Annotated in this window: 16 protein-coding genes; 7 read left to right on the top strand and 9 right to left on the bottom strand. The window is 52.2% G+C overall.

Annotated features, from left to right (window positions below; genetic code table 11):
* Positions 1-129: 129 nt before the first annotated feature.
* Positions 130-522: a hypothetical protein gene (locus tag NYE26_RS16970; protein ID WP_339249011.1), complete on the bottom strand. Its 393-nt coding sequence runs from the start codon at positions 520-522 to the stop codon at positions 130-132.
* 86 nt (positions 523-608) lie between these two features.
* The gene (locus tag NYE26_RS16965; protein ID WP_339249010.1) at positions 609-1,067 is read right to left on the bottom strand and encodes a GyrI-like domain-containing protein; all 459 of its coding nucleotides are present in this window, start codon (positions 1,065-1,067) and stop codon (positions 609-611) included.
* A gap of 229 nt (positions 1,068-1,296) precedes the next feature.
* Here NYE26_RS16965 and htpG point away from each other — a divergent pair, with 229 nt between their 5' ends.
* Complete coding sequence (gene htpG, locus NYE26_RS16960; RefSeq protein WP_339249009.1) at positions 1,297-3,180, top strand: molecular chaperone HtpG; 1,884 nt, start codon at positions 1,297-1,299, stop codon at positions 3,178-3,180.
* A gap of 198 nt (positions 3,181-3,378) precedes the next feature.
* Here the strand turns inward: htpG and NYE26_RS16955 are convergent, their stop codons facing one another.
* Complete coding sequence (locus NYE26_RS16955) at positions 3,379-4,248, bottom strand: LysR family transcriptional regulator (protein WP_339249008.1); 870 nt, start codon at positions 4,246-4,248, stop codon at positions 3,379-3,381.
* A gap of 141 nt (positions 4,249-4,389) precedes the next feature.
* On the opposite strand from NYE26_RS16955, the gene NYE26_RS16950 reads away from it, so the two are divergent.
* The 3 genes from NYE26_RS16950 (at position 4,390) to NYE26_RS16940 (ending at position 9,111) form a co-directional block, all read left to right on the top strand.
* The gene (locus NYE26_RS16950) at positions 4,390-5,478 is read left to right on the top strand and encodes a transposase (RefSeq protein ID WP_339249007.1); all 1,089 of its coding nucleotides are present in this window, start codon (positions 4,390-4,392) and stop codon (positions 5,476-5,478) included.
* A 157-nt stretch (positions 5,479-5,635) separates the two neighbouring features.
* Entirely contained in the window at positions 5,636-7,375 is a 1,740-nt protein-coding gene (locus tag NYE26_RS16945; protein WP_339249006.1) for an ABC transporter ATP-binding protein, read from the top strand.
* Positions 7,372-9,111 carry an ABC transporter ATP-binding protein gene (locus NYE26_RS16940; RefSeq protein ID WP_339249005.1) on the top strand — a complete coding sequence of 580 codons (1,740 nt, stop codon included), beginning with the start codon at positions 7,372-7,374 and terminating at the stop codon, positions 9,109-9,111. Before NYE26_RS16945 ends, NYE26_RS16940 begins: the two co-directional genes overlap by 4 nt.
* A gap of 80 nt (positions 9,112-9,191) precedes the next feature.
* Here the strand turns inward: NYE26_RS16940 and NYE26_RS16935 are convergent, their stop codons facing one another.
* Positions 9,192-10,064, bottom strand: a complete 873-nt coding sequence (locus NYE26_RS16935) for an AraC family transcriptional regulator (RefSeq protein ID WP_339249004.1) — start codon at positions 10,062-10,064, stop codon at positions 9,192-9,194.
* A 190-nt stretch (positions 10,065-10,254) separates the two neighbouring features.
* Here NYE26_RS16935 and NYE26_RS16930 point away from each other — a divergent pair, with 190 nt between their 5' ends.
* Positions 10,255-12,333 carry a beta-galactosidase gene (locus NYE26_RS16930; protein ID WP_339249003.1) on the top strand — a complete coding sequence of 693 codons (2,079 nt, stop codon included), beginning with the start codon at positions 10,255-10,257 and terminating at the stop codon, positions 12,331-12,333.
* A gap of 418 nt (positions 12,334-12,751) precedes the next feature.
* Here the strand turns inward: NYE26_RS16930 and NYE26_RS16925 are convergent, their stop codons facing one another.
* From NYE26_RS16925 to NYE26_RS16915, 3 genes are read right to left on the bottom strand one after another with little or no spacing between them, the layout of a single operon-like run.
* A complete protein-coding gene (locus tag NYE26_RS16925) occupies positions 12,752-13,375 on the bottom strand; it encodes an NUDIX domain-containing protein (RefSeq protein WP_339249002.1) in 624 nt (207 codons plus the stop codon).
* A gap of 27 nt (positions 13,376-13,402) precedes the next feature.
* Positions 13,403-13,855 (bottom strand): hypothetical protein, encoded by a 453-nt coding sequence (locus tag NYE26_RS16920; protein ID WP_339249001.1) that lies wholly within the window; start codon positions 13,853-13,855, stop codon positions 13,403-13,405.
* A complete protein-coding gene (locus tag NYE26_RS16915; RefSeq protein ID WP_036724803.1) occupies positions 13,842-14,063 on the bottom strand; it encodes a helix-turn-helix transcriptional regulator in 222 nt (73 codons plus the stop codon). The genes NYE26_RS16920 and NYE26_RS16915 overlap by 14 nt, the downstream gene beginning before the upstream one ends.
* A 161-nt stretch (positions 14,064-14,224) precedes the next feature.
* Here NYE26_RS16915 and NYE26_RS16910 point away from each other — a divergent pair, with 161 nt between their 5' ends.
* Both NYE26_RS16910 and NYE26_RS16905 read left to right on the top strand, forming a co-directional pair.
* Positions 14,225-14,974, top strand: coding sequence for an ABC transporter ATP-binding protein (locus NYE26_RS16910; RefSeq protein WP_339249000.1), 750 nt, complete (start codon positions 14,225-14,227; stop codon positions 14,972-14,974).
* A 767-nt stretch (positions 14,975-15,741) separates the two neighbouring features.
* The gene (locus NYE26_RS16905; RefSeq protein ID WP_339248999.1) at positions 15,742-16,221 is read left to right on the top strand and encodes a hypothetical protein; all 480 of its coding nucleotides are present in this window, start codon (positions 15,742-15,744) and stop codon (positions 16,219-16,221) included.
* 339 nt (positions 16,222-16,560) lie between these two features.
* On the opposite strand, the gene kduD is transcribed toward NYE26_RS16905, so the two are convergent.
* Both kduD and NYE26_RS16895 read right to left on the bottom strand, forming a co-directional pair.
* Complete coding sequence (gene kduD / locus NYE26_RS16900; RefSeq protein ID WP_036724808.1) at positions 16,561-17,316, bottom strand: 2-dehydro-3-deoxy-D-gluconate 5-dehydrogenase KduD; 756 nt, start codon at positions 17,314-17,316, stop codon at positions 16,561-16,563.
* 39 nt (positions 17,317-17,355) lie between these two features.
* Positions 17,356-18,111 (bottom strand): DeoR/GlpR family DNA-binding transcription regulator, encoded by a 756-nt coding sequence (locus NYE26_RS16895; protein ID WP_209878561.1) that lies wholly within the window; start codon positions 18,109-18,111, stop codon positions 17,356-17,358.
* Between the last annotated feature and the right edge of the window lie 25 nt (positions 18,112-18,136).

The raw sequence follows: 18,136 nt of genomic DNA, 5'->3' as shown, positions 1-18,136 counted from the left end.
GGGCGGCGCGTGGGCCAAATGTAGGCGGAAAACCGAACACATTGGGCAGGCGCGAGGCGTGAGGTCCAAATGTAGGCGGAAAACCGAACACAATCGGTGCTGCTGTGATGTGGATGGGCCTCATGCTCTTCAGTCCGTAACATTGTAGAGAAATCCTGCAAGAAGTGCAGTAATACGGCCCAATAGAAACGACTGATGCTGAAATCCTGCATAAAATGCAACAAAGCCAGCACTAACTTGCTCTAATCCCCGGAATTCATGCAAATGATGCAACAATGTACAATAGCCAGTAACATCTTTAGAGAAATCCTGCAAAATGTGCAACAATGCGGCTCCAAGCAAGCGGTCGGTGAGAGAAATTTCGCAACCCGCATAAACAGCGGAGCGGGCAGAATGATTGTGGACAAGCGGAGCGTTCGCCTTTGTGTCCGGATTTTCACCGCTAAGGGGGAATGAAAAAATCTGGACACAACAGCGATGGGAACAACGTTCTGTTTGCGGAGCGTCCACCCAAGCGCTCACACTGATCCTGCTCCAAAATAAAGGCTGTCCTAAGTAGCTATATCATGGATTTCGGGTCTTCCGCTTTTCAAAGCACCTTCCTGCCCTTACTCAAGCACAGGAAAACAAAGCTCACAAAGATGCCTGCTGACCAAGTCTTCCGTGTATCTCTCTATAATCGGCCGCCCGGGATCAAGCTTATGGCCGCTGCGTGACAACGCCGGGAGAATCTCGGCCCATGCTTGTCCGACAGCTTCAGCCGTATGCTGGAGGGTTACCACTGCGTAGACTCCGCCGGGAAGCTCACCGTAAGGTACTGAGGCCTCTTCGGGAGGATTCTCAGGCAGGCTGATGCAGGCATCATATCGGCAAAGCTCCGGCCTTGTAGTTGCAGGGTTGTCCTGCGGAATGCCGAACAGCACCGCCGAGCCTTGAAGCAAGCCTTGTTCCCGCGCCCAACCTTTCAATTGTTCCATCGCCTGAGCGTTGCCGGGGCCGTAGGGGCCTGTCTGCCGTACATAAGCTATGCGTGTTGCCGGAATGCTTTCGAGTTGAATGTTCATCATTAATCATTATCCTTTCTGTGGTTAAGTGGTCAAATGGAGTACAACCCGAATGCTAACATGGACTAAAATAGAATGCATTTCTTTTTTTGTGGGCTTACTAGGCGGCAAGATGTTGACATCAAAAACTAGAATATGGTATATAAAAGGGAGTGTTAGCACTCAAGTGAGTGGAGTGCTAAACGATGCTCCGCAATCCGAAGGTTACTTTTGAAAGGAGATTTATTTATTCATGGCTAAAAAAGAGTTTAAAGCTGAATCCAAAAGACTGCTGGAAATGATGATTAACTCCATTTATACGCAGCGCGAGATTTTTCTGCGGGAGCTGATCTCCAATGCAAGTGATGCCATCGATAAAATCTATTACAAGGCACTGGCCGATGATAGTCTGGTGTTCAATAAAGAGGACTACTACATTAAAGTAACCGCTGACAAAGAAAGCCGCACGTTAACCATTGCCGATACCGGCATCGGGATGACACAGGAAGAGCTGGAGAACAACCTGGGCATTATCGCGAACAGCGGCTCGTTTGCTTTTAAGAAGGATAATGAAGCCAAGGATGGACACAACATCATCGGACAATTCGGGGTCGGATTCTATTCCGCATTCATGGTGGCGGACGATGTGACCGTAATCAGTAAGGCGCTGGGCAGCGAGCAGGCGTTCAAATGGGAATCCCAGGGTGCGGACGGCTACACGATTGAGCCTTGTGAGAAGGATACTGTCGGTACCGAAATCACACTGAAGATCAAAGAGAACACCGAGGACGATAACTACGACGAATTCCTGGAAGAATACCGTCTGAAATCAATCATCAAGAAGTATTCGGACTTTATCCGCTTCCCGATCAAGATGGACATTACCAGCAAACAGCCTAAGGAAGATACTGAGAATGAATTCATCGATGTCACCGAAGAGCAGACGGTCAATAGCATGGTGCCGATCTGGCGCAAGAACAAGAAAGAGCTGACCGAAGAAGATTACAACAACTTCTATGCAGAGAAGCGTTACGGGTTCGACAAGCCGCTGAAGCACATTCACATCAGTGCGGACGGCGCAGTGGTCTACAACGCGATTCTGTTCATTCCGGAGAATACTCCGTTTGACTACTATACCAAGGAATATGAGAAGGGTCTGGAGCTCTACTCCAACGGCGTGCTGATTATGAACAAATGCGCCGATCTGCTGCCGGATTACTTCAGCTTCGTCAAGGGGATGGTCGATTCCGAGGATCTGTCGCTCAATATCTCCCGTGAGATGCTGCAGCATGACCGCCAGCTGACGATGATTGCTAAGAATATTAAGAGCAAGATCAAGAGCCAGCTCCTGAGCCTGCTGAAGGATGAGCGTGAGCAGTATGAGACGTTCTACAAGTCTTTTGGCAGACAGCTGAAGTTCGGGGTCTATAACGACTACGGTATGGAAAAAGAAACGCTGCAGGATCTCCTGATGTTCCACTCCTCCAAGGAGAAGAAGCTGGTGACGCTGGCTGAATATGTTGAGAGAATGCCGGAAGACCAGAAATATATCTACTACGCTTCGGGTGAATCGGTAGAGCGCATCGAGAAGCTGCCGCAGACCGAAATGGTGCTGGACAAGGGCTATGAGATACTCTACTTCACTGACGATATCGATGAATTCGCAATCAAGATGATCATGGCTTATAAGGAGAAGGAGTTCAGAAATGTCTCCAGCGGTGACTTAGGCATTGAAGAGAGTGCCGAGGATAAGCCATCCGAAGAGGAAGAGAACGAGAACAAGGGATTGTTCGAAGCTATGCAGGGTATTCTGTCCGGCAAAGTGAAGGCAGTCAAAGCCTCCAAGCGGCTGAAATCCCATCCGGTCTGCCTGTCCACTGAAGGCGAGCTGACGATCGAGATGGAGAAAATCCTCAAGGCCATGCCTAACGGCGGCCAGGATGTGCAAGCGGACAAGGTGCTGGAAATCAACATTCACCATGATGTCTTCAAGTCCCTGAAAGCGGCTGCCGAAGGCGACAAGGAGAAGCTGGGTCTGTACACCAACCTCTTGTATAACCAGGCGCTGCTGATCGAAGGATTGCAGGTTAATGATCCGGTGCAGTTCACGAACGATATTTGTAAAATCATGGTCTAACACCGGCGCTGCCGCCGGGCTGTTGACCTTGACTGATTAAAAGACCCCGCGACTGGCTGCTTAGGCCGGCGCGGGGTCTTTTTGGAAAGAATTTATATGTTTTGTGGGATTATTTAGTGCATCTATGGAAAGCGTCCTACGGCAGGATGACCGGCGCAGATAATGGACATCCTCCAGAAGGGAAGGGCCTGAACGTATTCACAGTGACTTGAAGGTCTCGATGAACTTGGTAGCCAGGGACGACAAATATTTATCCTTCATCCATACGGCGGCTACGCGGGTGCGCAGGGTCTCGCAAAGGATCTCTTTGTAGATCAGGTTGCTGTGATTAGCCAGCTCGAACGCCGACTTGGGCACGATGCCGATCCCGAGTCCTGCATTGGCCCAGAGCAGCGTGGTCCGGGCATCATCATTCATACAGAAGATCTGTGGCCCAAAGCCGTGCTCCAGGCAGGTCTCGCGGATGAGCTGCTCGAAGCGGCGGTAGATAATCAGCGGTTTGTCCTGCAGCTCGCCAAGCTGAGCAGCACTCTGGCTAGGGGCCCAGTCATAATCAGCGGCCATCACCGCGATCATCGGCTCCGAATGGAAATACAGGCATTCCAGATTGCTGGTGTTGAACGGGGTGCGGATAATGCCCACCTCAACAATGCCCTTGTTCAACAAGTCGATAATCATGAACGTATTGCCTTCATGAATCTCAAAGGTTACGCCTGAATAGCGCTTATGGAACGCTGTCAGCGGCTCGTGCAGCAGGGTAGCGCCTGATGAAGAGACCGTTCCAATGGTAAGGCTCCCCTTTAGTCCTTTGGCATAGTCGCTGATCTCCCGGGCGGTGGAGTCCGTTAACTCCAGGATCTGCTGGGCCCGGTTACGCAGAATGATTCCGGCATCCGTCAGCTGGATGCTGCGCGGTCCGCGCTCCACCAGCTTGACTCCGAGCTCCTCCTCCAGCAGCTTAAGCTGCTGGCTGAGCGGCGGCTGGGCCATCTGCAGCTTCCTGGCTGCGGATGTAATTTGTCCTTCCTCGGCAATCGCCAGGAAATACTTTAATTGGCGGATATCCATGGTTGAGCCTCCATTTGTAAGGGTTATGACATACGTTATCCATATGGGATAGATACGAAACCAATATTATGAATATGTAAGCGGGTATGACATAATCATAACGGGTCTTTTATTTTTTTCAAGAAGGATAACAGAAACGATATGTTGAGGAACAATAAACAAGGGGGTGAGACCCTGCAAACCGTAACGATTCAAATCCGCATTTTTCCACCCCGTCCGTCTGTACTGGTGGATATGGGGGGCGAATATATTCGAACCGTCAACGAATTAACGGAGCAAGCAGAAAGATCTGGAACGTTTCCGAAACTAACTTCAAAAACCGTTCATGCCAATCTCCCCTCTGCTGTAAAGAATCAAGTGATTCGAGATGCCAAAAGCCTATTTCAGCAGTTCAAGAAAACGAAGAAGCGACCTCTTCTCCAAAAGAGGGTGTACTACGTGAACAATCAAAATTATACGATTTGGGGCAACACCATTTCTTTCCCGGTGATCCTGGATGGAAAAGTACAACGTCTTGCGGTTCCTGCGCTTCTTTCGGATCGGGAGCGAGACATCCTTTCGAATGGGAAGCTTGGACTTCTGCGCGTGGTTCAAAAATCAGCAAAATGGTTTGTTCAAATTTCAATCGAACGCCCCACCAAACCAGTCGATGGTGATGAAGTGATGGGGATTGATCTAGGCTTGAAAGTGCCTGCTGTTGCCGTAACCTCAAGTGGCAAGACCAAATTTTGCGGAAATGGACGTAAAAACAAATTTGTTCGCCTTAAGTACAGCAGCTATCGCCGCAAATTAGGAAAGCTTAAAAAGTTATCCGCGATCCGTAAACAGAGCGACAAGGAAAGTCGTTTTATGAAAGATCAGAATCACAAAATCAGCCGCCAGATCGTGAATATGGCGATTCAAGAAAAGGTGTCTGTCATCAAGCTAGAGAAACTGACGAATATTCGTAAGACGACAAGAACAAGTCGTAAAAACGCTAAAAATCTACATCAATGGTCGTTCTATCAGTTGCAAATGTTCATCGCATATAAGGCGACACTTGCTGGAATCCAAGTGGTTGAAGTGAATCCGGCATACACCTCGCAAGACTGTCCCTCTTGTGGAGAGCGGAACAAAGCAAAGGATCGAACGTATCATTGCAACTGCGGTTATACAGCACATCGGGATCGGGTCGGTGCCATCAACATCATGCGTCAACCTGTGGCAGATGGTAACAGTCTGCCAGCCTAGATAGCTATAAGCTCTGATCTAGGATGGGCGAATGAACTCGCCCTTAACTTAGCAGTAGGGCAAAGCGGAAACGTATGCGCCCGCTAACTAGCTAAGAATCCCACCCTTTTAAGGGTGTGGAAGTTCAAATACTACCCTAAGTTAGGTGAGGATGAATGTGCGCAAAATTGCAGTATTCTTAAAACCGTACAAGAAAGAAGTGACAATTGGGCCGATTTTCAAGCTGCTGGAGGCGATTCTCGAGCTGCTGCTGCCGACGATTGTAGCCCTGATCATCAACAACGGAATTGGCAAGCAGGATAGCAGCTACGTCTACCGGATGGGGTCCCTGATGGTGCTGATGGCTATTCTGGGCTTCGGCTGCTCCATGGTATGTCAATATTATGCGGCGCGGGCCTCACAGGGGTTCGGCACCACGCTGCGCAACAAAATGTTCAAGCACATCTCTTCGCTGTCGTATGCCGAGCTGGATGTCATCGGCACGCCTTCGCTGATCAACCGGATCACTAACGACGTTAACCAGCTGCAGGTGGCAGTAGCTATGCTCATCCGGCTGGTCATCCGTGCGCCATTCATCTGTATCGGGGCTATTATTATGGCGATGATTCTGGATTTCCGCCTGTCGCTGATCCTGATTGCCGCTACTCCGGTATTCGGAGTCATTCTGTACTTCATTATTACGCGCAGTTCGCCAATGTACCGCAAATATCAGGCTAAGTTGGATCGTCTGGCGTTGGTGCTCAGCGAGAATCTCTCAGGCATCCGGGTGATCCGGGCCTTCGCCGAGAGCCGCCGCGAGAAGCAGCGCTTCAATGAAGCCTCTGAGGATCTGACGCAGACGGCCATCCGTGTCGGACGGATCTCCGCTTGGCTGGGACCGATGACGACACTGGTAGTGAACGCGGCGATTATTGCCATTCTATGGGCAGGCGGCATTCACATTGAAGCCGGGAGTCTGTCGCAGGGTGAGATTATTGCATTCATTAACTATGTAACCCAGATCCTGCTGGCCCTGATCGTAGTCTCCAATCTGGTCATTCTGTTCACCAAAGCCTCGTCGTCTGCCAGCCGCATCAATGAGGTGCTGGCGATGACAGCTTCGGTTGTTGAAGTGCCTGCTCATGCACCTGCTGCGAAGCGGGACGGAGCAGCGCCGGTGATTTCCTTCCGCAATGTCTCTTTCGGCTATAACACGACCGGTGAGCTGGCCCTGGAAAATATCTCTGTAGATATCCTCAAGGGGCAGACGGTAGGATTAATCGGCAGTACCGGCTCGGGCAAGAGCACCTTCGTGAATCTGATTCCGCGCTTCTACGACGTTGTGGAAGGGGAGGTTAGGGTCGAGGGTGTAAACGTACGGGACTATCGGCTGGAGCAGCTGCGCAGCAGAATAGGCATTGTGCCGCAGAAGGCGGTGCTGTTCACTGGGACGATTGCCGAGAATATCCGCTGGGGGAAGGCGTCTGCTACCCGGGACGAGATCATGGCTGCAGCGGCGGTTGCCCAGGCTGAGGAGTTCATCACCCGGCTGCCGGAAGGGCTGGATACGCTGGTGGTCCGCGGGGGGCATAACCTGTCCGGTGGCCAAAAGCAGCGCCTGACCATTGCCCGTGCTGTCGTCGGACGTCCGCCGATTCTCATCCTGGATGATTCCTCCAGTGCGCTGGACTTCGCTACGGATGCGGCACTGCGCCGCGCACTAAGCAAGAACAGTTCAGATATGACCGTACTGCTTGTATCCCAGCGGGTGAGCACAGTAAGGCAGGCTGATCAGATTATCGTCTTCGATGAAGGCCGGATTGCCGGAATCGGTACGCATGAGGAACTGCTGGAGAGCTGCGCAGTCTATCAGGAAATCTGCATGTCACAGCTCTCAAGCGAGGAGGCTTTACAATGACCAGTACAATGACCTGGAAACGTCTGTTTCAATATACCCGTGAGTACCGGAAAATAACGTATGGAGCTATCTTCTGCGCTATCCTGAGCGTGGTTGCCAGCCTGATCGGGCCGCTCCTGATTGGCCGCGCCATCGACCATATGGTCGGACCGGATCGGGTGGAGTTCCCGGGAATTCTGCGCCTGCTGCTGATTCTGGGCAGTGTATATCTGGTCGGCAGCTTCTTCGGCTGGCTGCTCACTTATTATACGAATAAGCTGGCATTCGGAACGGTCTATGACCTGCGCCGCGAGCTGTTTGACAAGCTGGACGCCCTGCCACTGAAGTTCCATGATAACCATCCCCAGGGCGACAGCATCAGCCGGTTCGTGAACGACATGGATGCCGTCTCTGACGGACTGCTGCAGGGCTTCTCTACGCTGTTGACGGGGATCGTAACCATTGCGGGGGCCATCGGGCTGATGCTCTATATCAGCCCGATAATGACACTGGTGGTGCTGCTGTCTGCCCCGGCAACCTTCTTCGTTGCCCGCTTCATTACGATGCGCTCCCAGCAGCTGTTCCGTGAGCAGGCCAAGATTCTCGGGGGGCTGAACGGCTATGTTGAGGAAATCGTCGGCGGGCAGAAGGTGGTGCAGGCTTATCATTACGAGGACCGCTCCTTTGCAGGCTTTGCGGAGCGGAATAATGAGCTGTACAAGACAGGGACGAAATCGCAGTTCTATGGCTCGCTCTCGAACCCGACTACGCGGCTGGTTAATAATATCACCTTCTCGCTGATAGCGATGATCGGAAGTGTGCTTGTTATCGGAGACCTGTTCTCCGTAGGGGATCTGTCCAGCTTCCTGATCTACTCCAGTCTGTTCGCCAAGCCGTTCAATGAGATAACTGGTGTGATCACACAACTGCAGTCCGCCACAGCTTCGGCGCAGCGGATCTTCTCCATTCTGGATCTCCCGCAGGAGGCCCCGGACCAGCCGGATGCCTACGTGATGGAGAACAGCCGGGGAACGATCACCTTCGACAAAGTAAGCTTCGCCTATACACCGGAGCGCCCGCTGATCAAGGATTTCAGCCTAGAGGTGAAGCCGGGCACGCGCGTGGCGATCGTCGGCCAGACTGGGGCGGGCAAGACCACGCTGGTCAACCTTCTGATGCGCTTCTATGAGGTAGACAGCGGAACGATCCGGATTGACGGCGTAGACATTACCTCCATCACCCGCGACAGTCTGCGGCGCAATTTCGGCATGGTGCTGCAGGAGACCTGGCTGTACGGGGCTTCCATCCGCGACAACATTGCTTACGGCAAGCCGGAGGCCACCGAAGCGGAGGTGATTGCGGCCGCCAAGGCCGCGAATGCGCACAGCTTCATCAAGCGCCTGCCTGAAGGCTATGACACCAGGATCAGCACCTCGGGCGATAATCTCTCCCAGGGTCAGAAGCAGCTGCTCACCATTGCCCGCGTCATGCTGGTTGATCCGCCGATGCTCATTCTGGATGAGGCGACCAGCAGCATTGATACGCTGACAGAGGCGCGGATACAGAAGGCCTTCCTGGCGATGATCACCGGGCGGACCAGCTTCGTCATTGCCCACCGGCTGTCTACGATCCGCGAGGCGGACCTCATCCTGTTCATGAAGGATGGAGATATCGTGGAGAGCGGAACGCATGACGAATTGCTCGAGAGCGGAGGCTACTACGCCCGCTTGTACAACAGCCAGTTTACGGCGGTGTAACTAGGAATACGGTTAGCGTGAATAGCTGCGGCAGAACTTCTCCGGAAGTGCGCCGCAGCTATTTTTTTTGCCCAGTGAGCTCAAGAATGATCCTTGCCCGGATGCAGCCGGCTGCGCATAACCCCTGGAGTCACTCCATGGGCCTTGCGGAAGACCCGGATGAAGTAATTGGTCTCCATACCAAGGTTGAGGGCGATATCCTGCACGGGACGTTCAGGGTCCTCGGTCAGCATCTGCATGGCGCGCTGCAGCCGCAGGTTCTGCAGATACTTATGCGGAGTGACCCCGTATTCCTGCAGGAACAGACGCTGGAAATGCTGGACGGAATAACCGACAGCCGCCGCCAGATTGGTGATCAGCAGCGGCTCGGTGAAATGCTCGTTGATCAGGCTGACTGCTTTGTTCAGTGCCTCGTTGCGGACGTTTTCGTTCTCCAGCCGGGTCGCTGCACCTGTGGAGACTTCACTTCTGCGCAGCATCAGCAGCAGCCGGTACAGCGTCACCGATAAGTCCTGCATCGACTGTTCCTCCTGACGCGACGAGCTGTTCCCATTCACCGTGTGCCAGATCCCGCCCAGCATCTCCCAGCACTCCTCGAACCGTTCGAGGCGGAACGGGGCTGGCGGCAGCAGGCTGAGACCCTCCAGAACGGAGGCAGACTGGCTGCCGTGGAACCCGATGAAGCCGACATGCCACGGCTCGTGGGATAACGGATAATATTCATGCCCGCGGTCAGGCGGAAATGCATAGGCCATCCCAGGCTGCAGCACCGTTTCGGTGCCGTCCTCCAGGTCACGGAACCGCCCGCTGCCGCTGCGGATCAGGAAAATCTGATGCACCGGGAATCCGGCAGGACGCACATGGTGATACTGGATATGACGGCCGACAGAGTACGGATAGAGAGGGAAAGCATTCAGGTCACGCGGCATTTCAATCAGAGAGAAGGGGAGCATACGAACACCTCATATTCATTTTGTGCTATGCAAACGCTATTATTATCCTACCATTGATCACGGATTATCCTTTATTATAAATAGTATAAATCGTAACAAGCAAGAGGGACAGAGCCACAAAGGAAATTGTATCAGTGAAAAGTCCCATCCTGACATCTACCATCACACATAAACGAGAGGATGAAATCATATGAGCAGCAAAGTTCCTGCAATCAGCAGCAAGGCTCCTGTAATGCTTCATGGCGCCGACTATAGTCCCGAGCAATGGCTGAAATATCCGGGGGTGCTGGAAGAAGATATCCGTATGATGAAGCTGGCAGGCTGTAATGTCATGTCTGTCGGGATTTTCTCCTGGGTCTCCCTGGAGCGCGAAGAAGGGGTATTTAACTTTGAGTGGATGGACCAGCTGCTGGACCGTTTTGCGGAGAATGGTATTTATGCGTTCCTGGCTACTCCGAGCGGTGCGCGTCCGGCATGGATGTCCGAGAAGTATCCTGAAGTGCTGCGGGTGGAACGGAACCGGGTGCGCAACCTGCATGGCGTCCGTCATAATCACTGCTTCACTTCTCCGGTCTACCGTGAAAAGACTGCGCTGATCAACTCCAAGCTTGCTGAGCGTTATGCGCATCACCCGGCAGTGATCGGCTGGCATATCTCTAATGAATTCGGCGGCGAATGCCATTGTAATTACTGTCAGGATGCCTTCAGAGACTGGCTCAAGGCGAAGTACAATAATGATCTGGATGAGGTGAACCACGCTTGGTGGGCTACCTTCTGGAGCCATACGTATACTTCTTGGGAACAGATCGAGTCCCCTGCTCCGCATGGTGAAATGCAGGTTCACGGGCTTAACTTGGACTGGCGCCGGTTCGTAAGCGATCAGACGATCAACTTCTGCCAGCATGAGATTGACGCGGTGCGGGGCTTTAACCCTGACCTGCCGGTGACCACTAACATGCATATGATTGACGGCGTAGACTACCGCAACATGGCCAAGATTCTTGATGTGGTATCATGGGACGCTTACCCGGACTGGGGATATACCGAGGACGATGATGACGCCCGTCTGGCCGCTTGGACAGCGATGCACCATGACATGTACCGCAGCTTCAAAAAGAAGCCGTTCCTGCTCATGGAAAGTACACCTTCCCTCACGAACTGGCAGATTGTCAGCAAGCTGAAGCGTCCGGGGATGCACAAGCTGTCTTCACTCCAGGCAGTTGCGCATGGTTCTGATTCTGTACAGTACTTCCAGTGGCGTAAGAGCCGCGGCTCCAGCGAGAAATTCCACGGCGCGGTGATCGACCATAGCGGACACACGGAGACCCGTGTATTCAGGGATGTAGCTGAGGTAGGCCGTACCCTGGCGGGACTGGAGGAAGTTGTAGGTACTACAACTCCTGCTGAGACAGCCATTCTGTTCGACTGGGATAACCGCTGGGCGGTGAAGGATGCCCAAGGTATCCGCAATTCCGGCCTGAAATATGAAGAGACTGTGCTTCAGCATTACCGGGGACTGTGGGAGCTGGGAATTCCGGTGGATGTGGTAGGCTCAGGCGATGACCTGTCCGGCTATAAGCTGGTGATTGCTCCGATGCTGTACTTGATCAGCGAAGAGAACGGGAAGCGGATTGAGAAGTATGTTGAGCAGGGCGGAACCTTCCTGGCCACCTATTGGTCGGGAGTAGTCGGCGAGACCGATCTGTGTCACCTGGGCGGCTTCCCTGGACCGCTGCGCAGAACGCTGGGCATTTGGGCCGAAGAGACAGAAGGACTGCATAACCGCGATCTGAACGGTTTAGTAATGGACCCAGGCAATAGCTTGAAGCTGAGCGGGGAATACGATGCACATGAGATCGCCGAGCTGATTCATCTCGAAGGCGCGGAGGCGCTGGGTCATTACCGCAGTGACTTTTACGCCGGCAGACCTGCACTCACTGTGAACAAGCTGGGAGCGGGTAAGGCTTATCATCTGGCAACACGTGTGAAGGACGCGCAGTTCTATGTGGACCTGTACGCCGCAATTACTGGAAAAGAGCGGATCAGCCGCACACTGAACAGTGAGCTTCCGACCGGTGTAACTGCCCAGCTGCGTTCCGATGGCGAGCATGAGTATGTATTCGTGCAGAATTTCAGCGGCTCCGAGCAAGTAGTGACACTGGACGGACAAGCATACACCGATGTTGAATCCGGCGCTGCGGCTCCGGCAGAGCTGAAGCTGGCAGTGAACGGACTTGCAATTCTGAAGCGCGCAGCGGCCAAAGCATAAGTGAAGCAGCTAAATCGCGTAATATAGTTACAAGTATCAGCACAGATAGAGTGAGTTACAAAAGAAGGCAGAACCCCATCGACGGGTTCTGCCTTTTTGTTTTGGTTATATTTCTGGCTCTGGTTCTGCCTTTGGTTGTGGCTCTGCCTCTGCTTATGGTGCTCCAACCCGGTGTTGTTCCGGCGAGCTGGACATAGTTGGAAAAAGAGCATTTAATTTCTCTTGATTAGGTAAAATCCGAAATTTAATTGGAAAAAGTACATTAAATTCCTCTCATATCTCCTCAAGTAGCTAAAGGGAACGAATTAGATGCTGTTTATCCACCTAATTCCAAAAATCCGCTTACTCTATGTAAATTAAGTGTACAAAATCCATCTGCTATAAGGGAGTCGGATGATCAGGGAGCAAAATTTCAGCTTTAACAGTACAACCGCTCAATCCCCTCAATCACCCGCCTGAAGTATTCACGCTCATGCGGGACAAAGTGCGTGAAGTCCACCAGCTCGTCGATGTCCGTTCGTTCACCGTTCCCGGTGACCTGGAAGCCCTGCACATGAAGCGTGCTGTCTGCTCCCGAGATGAAGCTGCGGAAGTCAGCGAAGCGGGCCTCTACGATTCCAGCCACTTCTTCCAGCTGCGGGGTGAATTCACTTAGTGCATAGCGGTTCTCGTAGACAAATACATGCGCCCGTTCACGGTCCATGAATCCGGCGGAATCCATCTGGTAAGGGATGACCCCTAGCGACTGCAACTCGTCAAAAGCAATTGAAAGTCCCAGTTCCTCCTGTACCTCGCGGATACCGTCCATAACAGTCTCGTCAGCCAGCAGATGTCCGGCAGCAGTGATATCGAGCAGCCCGGCATAATCTCTCTTCTGCTGACTGCGCAGCTGGAGGCAGATCCTCAGCCCGCTGTCAGCTTTGCGGACAAACCAGCAGTGGAAGGTCTCATGCCAGAGTCCTTGGCGGTGAACCTCGTCCCGGGGAGCCATCCCCGTCCGGTTCCCTTGTTCATCAAACGTAGCCAATAATTCCTCGTTCATGCAATTTGCCTCCATTGCCCCAGTACGTTAAATTTTCCGGGAGTAGTATGCTGATAACAGAAGGTACAACAACAGAAGGGTAACCAAAGTCATAGCAATCGTTAAGAACACGGTATGGTTAATCAAAGAGGCGACGACAGCAGAAAGAGACAATACAAGAAGGAAAAGACGTATAGCAGCCCTGCCCGTTTTTAAGGCGATCATCCGGTTCCGTTCATCTTGTGCTGCAATATGTAACGCTTCTAATGTTTTAGGGTCTTTGAGAACCTTGCGGAGCCGGGCAATTCGGAGAGCGGCAGTAATCCACGAACCGAACAATAAACCGGCGAGAATCCCTATATCCCAGCTGTCCAGCGTGTCGAGCCTGCCCCATACGAACGCTTTGAGTATAAACGCCACAATAACGGTTATCCCCATACCTGCCGCGTAGAATGAATTGATAACGATTCGCCGCCGCAGCTCCTTTTCAAAAGACTTCATAGTCGATATCCTCCACATCTGAAAAATCAAAAATTTCCTCGATCGGCAAACCGAAAAATTTTGAAATTTTATAGGCAAGCGGAAGGGAGGCGATATATTTTTCGTTCTCAATTGAAGTGATGGTGTGGCGTGTGACACGCAGTGCCTTAGCCAATTCCTCTTGGGAAATCCGCCGCTCTTTTCGCAGTTCGCGTATTCTTGTCTTCACTAACCTGCCACCTCCCCTGAAGCAATACTTCTGCACCTCAACTCTGTTATTATGTTGCACGGATACGGTCTTAGTCAAGTTCACTACACAATTTATGTGCAGTTGACTATACTAAAAATGTGCAGTAAGCTATACATAAGACGATCTAAAGGATGGGGAGCATGGAGAATATACGGTTCGAAGGGGTCAGAAAGTCCTTTGGCGATGTGGCTGCTCTAAACGGTCTGGATCTGAGTATTGCGGAGGGCGAGGTCTACGCACTGCTTGGGCATAATGGGGCGGGAAAGACCACAACGCTTCGCCTGCTGCTTGGTCTGCTGGAGCCGGACGGGGGAGAGGTCATTGTTTTTGGGCGGAATCCTATACAGGAGGGGGATAGCGTGCGCGGGCTATGCGGCGTTTTATCCGAAGATACAGGGCTGTACGAGTCTTTGACCGTCTGGGATAACCTGATGTATTACGCTGACATTTATGGTATGAGCCGTGTAGAATCGAGTAGCCGTATTGACGAGCTGCTGCGGACATTTGAACTGCATGACAAGAAACGAACGATGATTAAGGGCTTGTCTACCGGCATGAGCAAAAAGGTTGCCCTGATCCGGGCCATGCTTCATAGACCGCGCCTTTTGATCCTGGATGAGCCTACGAATGGGCTTGATCCTGTCAGCACAACCGATCTAAGGAAGATGTTATCGCGGCTGGCGAAGGAGGAGGGGACCACCGTCATTATGACCACGCATCATCTGGAAGAGGTCCAGAAGCTATGCGATCGAATCACGATTCTGCGGCACGGGCGAAATATTTTTACCGATTCCATCTCAGCGCTCCAAGACAGCAAGCATTACATGGACAACGGGCAATTCAGTCTTGAGAAGCTCTACATGGATATAGAGCAAGGGGGAGGCCGATGAACAGATCCTATCCCGTTTTTCGTATTCAGTGTGCTGAGTTTACAAGTGACAAAGGGATGCTCTTCTTTTATGGCCTATCTATCGGCATTACCGGTATAATCGTTCCACTATTCATGCCCGGGGTGAAAGTCTCCTTAACCACCGCAGCACTACTTACGGCAATTTTACTGAGGCCCATGTTATCTGACAGCATCGCGGGAGAACGGGAGCACCGCACTTTGGAGACACTCCTGTCCAGTCCCATCCATGGAAAAAGCATGCTCTGGAGGAAGTTTGAATTCTGCTTCTTATTTGGTCTGGGCTACTTCACTTTAACCGCCCTCTGCTCTGCGTTCACGAGCTATCTTGCCGGCGGCGGAGCAGCGTTGATTCCTTGGCAATGGATGTGCATCATGGTAGTGGCTGCGTTGAATTATAGTGCGATATGCATGGGCGGGGTGTATGCTTCCTCTACATCAGGGGATTTGCGGGCTGCCAATCAGCGGGTGTCGCTAATGGCTTATCCTCTGAGCTTTCTGTTTGTCATCTGTCTGTCGGTTATAGGGAGCGTGGACTTGTTATCGGCGCTGATCATAAGTTGTATCTGTGCATTGATTTACCTTTGGGTTATTTCGATGTTCGCAGCGAAGATCAGAAGGATGAAGCAGCCGGATTTCTTCCAGCCCATCACCATCCATAAGACGGAGAGAGCGCATCAGCAGCATATATCATTAGCTCTGCCGAGATCTCAGTTTGGCATAGTGTTAAGATTGGAATGGAAGATACTAATGACCTTGAAAAGGATGCTCCTGAGCTTTGGATTTCTGTGCTTCTCGCCGGTTGCTATGGTGTGTCTGCTGCTGTATTTTACGGGAACACTTGACCTGAGTTATGCCGTCCTGCTAACCGTGCTAATGATACCGAGAGTGCCGACCAACTTAATAGCGTACTCCGTAGGCGGGGAGAAAGTATATAAGACAGGGGAAGCCTTATTGTCTACACCTCTGCAGATCCGGCCGGTCTTTCTGGCCAAATGTATGATTCCAGTGCTTGTAACGGCGGTCATGCTGACCCTCTCATCTGTGCTGACGCTGGCGGGTGTATATATTGCAGCACTGATCATGCCTGATCTTGTCTCCCCCCAAGGCTATACGGCTGCACAGCTTATCCTGCTGTTTCCCGTTAGTCTGCTCTCATCCATAGCCATGATGTTCATAGCAGCTATCTTGCTTTGCGGCTCAGAACTCCGCGTCAGGGCCTGTATGTGACAAGCCTTCTGTCGGTTCTGTTTGTGTTCCCGGTATTAGCGATCATCTACTTGGCTCCGAACATGCTGATGGGGTCCATAATCTATCTCGCGGTTCTTGGAATTGGCAATCTGATCTGTCTAAAAAAAATTTCGGACAACATAACCCGTCCTCAGCTCATGAGCAGACTATAAGGAATATACAAAACCCCCGGTCAAGCTTCATTAAGAAGCAACCGGGGGTTCGTTGTACAAATATAAGAATTTATATGTTACACGCGATAACTTATCCTTCTATTTCTCGCTGAAACGGTACCGTCCTTTAAGAGGACGGCAAAGCCGTTTCCACTTGTTGGGTTCCTTATCTAGCCAACCAGCCGCCATCCACATTCAGAATGTGGCCGTTCAGGTAGTCGGATGCTGCGGAGGCCAGGAATACGGCAGGGCCCTTCACATCATCGGCAGTTCCCCAGCGTCCGGCTGGAATACGCTCAAGGATGGAGTCGGAGCGGCTCTGGTCCGCACGGATCGGAGCGGTGTTCTCGGTAGCCATGTAGCCCGGAGCAATCGCGTTGATGTTAAGGCCCGAGCCTGCCCATTCATTGGCGAAGGCTTTGGTCAGACCGGCTACGGCATGCTTGCTTGCGGTGTAGCCCGGCACGTTGATGCCGCCCTGGTAGGAGAGCATGGAGGCGATGTTGATGATTTTACCGCTCCCCCGTTCCAGGAAGTGACGTCCGGCAATCTGCGACAGCAGGAAGACAGTGTTCTGGTTGAGGTTAATGACATCGAACCAGTCTTTCTCACTGTGGTCCTTGGCCGGAGTACGGCGGATCATGCCTGCACAGTTGACGAGGATATCCACTTTGCCGGTGAAGGCAACGGCTTCGTCGAACATGCCTTGAAGCTTGGAATGGTCGCTGAGGTCTGTGGCGATACTCAGTGCTTTGACGCCAAAAGCTTCACAGGCTGCTACGGTCTCGTCACTGGAATTAAGAGATACGGAGACTACGTCTGCACCGGCTTCTGCGAAGGCGATGGCAATGCCTTGTCCAAGACCTTGCGCTGCGCCTGTTACGATTGCTGTCTTACCTGCCAAGCTGAATAAAGATGACATATGATTATTCTCTCCTTATAAGCGATTTGAATTGTGAAATTAGCCGCATTCAATGTTGACGCCGGCCTTGCGGAACAGCTCTGCGGTCTCCGGGGCAAGCCCGCTGTCTGTCAGCAGCACATCGACCTCCTGCAGGGAGGCGAAGGTGCGCAGCGCGGTCTGTCCGAACTTGTGATGATCGCAAGCGGCGAACACCTGACGGGCGGTGGAGACTAACGCCTGTTTGAAATCTATAAGATCGCCGGTATAGATGGACAGGCCGTGTTCAATATGAACGGCTGTGGCCGAGAGAAAGGCTTTTTGAATATTAAGCTTCTGTACATAGGACACGGCTTCGGGACCGGCCAGCATATTGCGGACACGGTACCCGCCGGGTACGACCAGACGGATGTTATCTCTCTGGACCAGCTCACTGATGATGTAGACATCATTGGTAATGACCGTAAGAGGCATATTCGTAAGCCGCCGGGCAATCTCAAGCGTTGTGCTTCCGCCGTCCAGGGCAATGATGTCATCCGGAGCGATATGCGCCAGCGCACGCCGGGCAATCTCCGTCTTCTCCTCGGCGTATTTATCCAGCGGATTGCGCAGGGGCAGAATGCCGAACTGATCGCTCTGTGCCAGCACGGCACCGCCGTGGACGCGCATAATCAGTCCCTGCTCCTCCAGCTTGCTTAAGTCCTCGCGGATCGTTTTGCCGGTGACCTGGAGCTTGTCGCTCAATTCATTCACGGTTACATCCTTCTGGTTCAGCATAACTTCCATAATCATCTCGTGCCGCCGTATCGGGTTCATCCGCCTGCCTCATCTTTCCGTAGTT

The organism is Paenibacillus sp. FSL P2-0136 (assembly GCF_037975325.1).
GTDB classification, from domain to species: Bacteria; Bacillota; Bacilli; order Paenibacillales; family Paenibacillaceae; genus Paenibacillus_AQ; species Paenibacillus_AQ silagei.
This window is presented reverse-complemented; position numbering and strand designations above follow the sequence as displayed.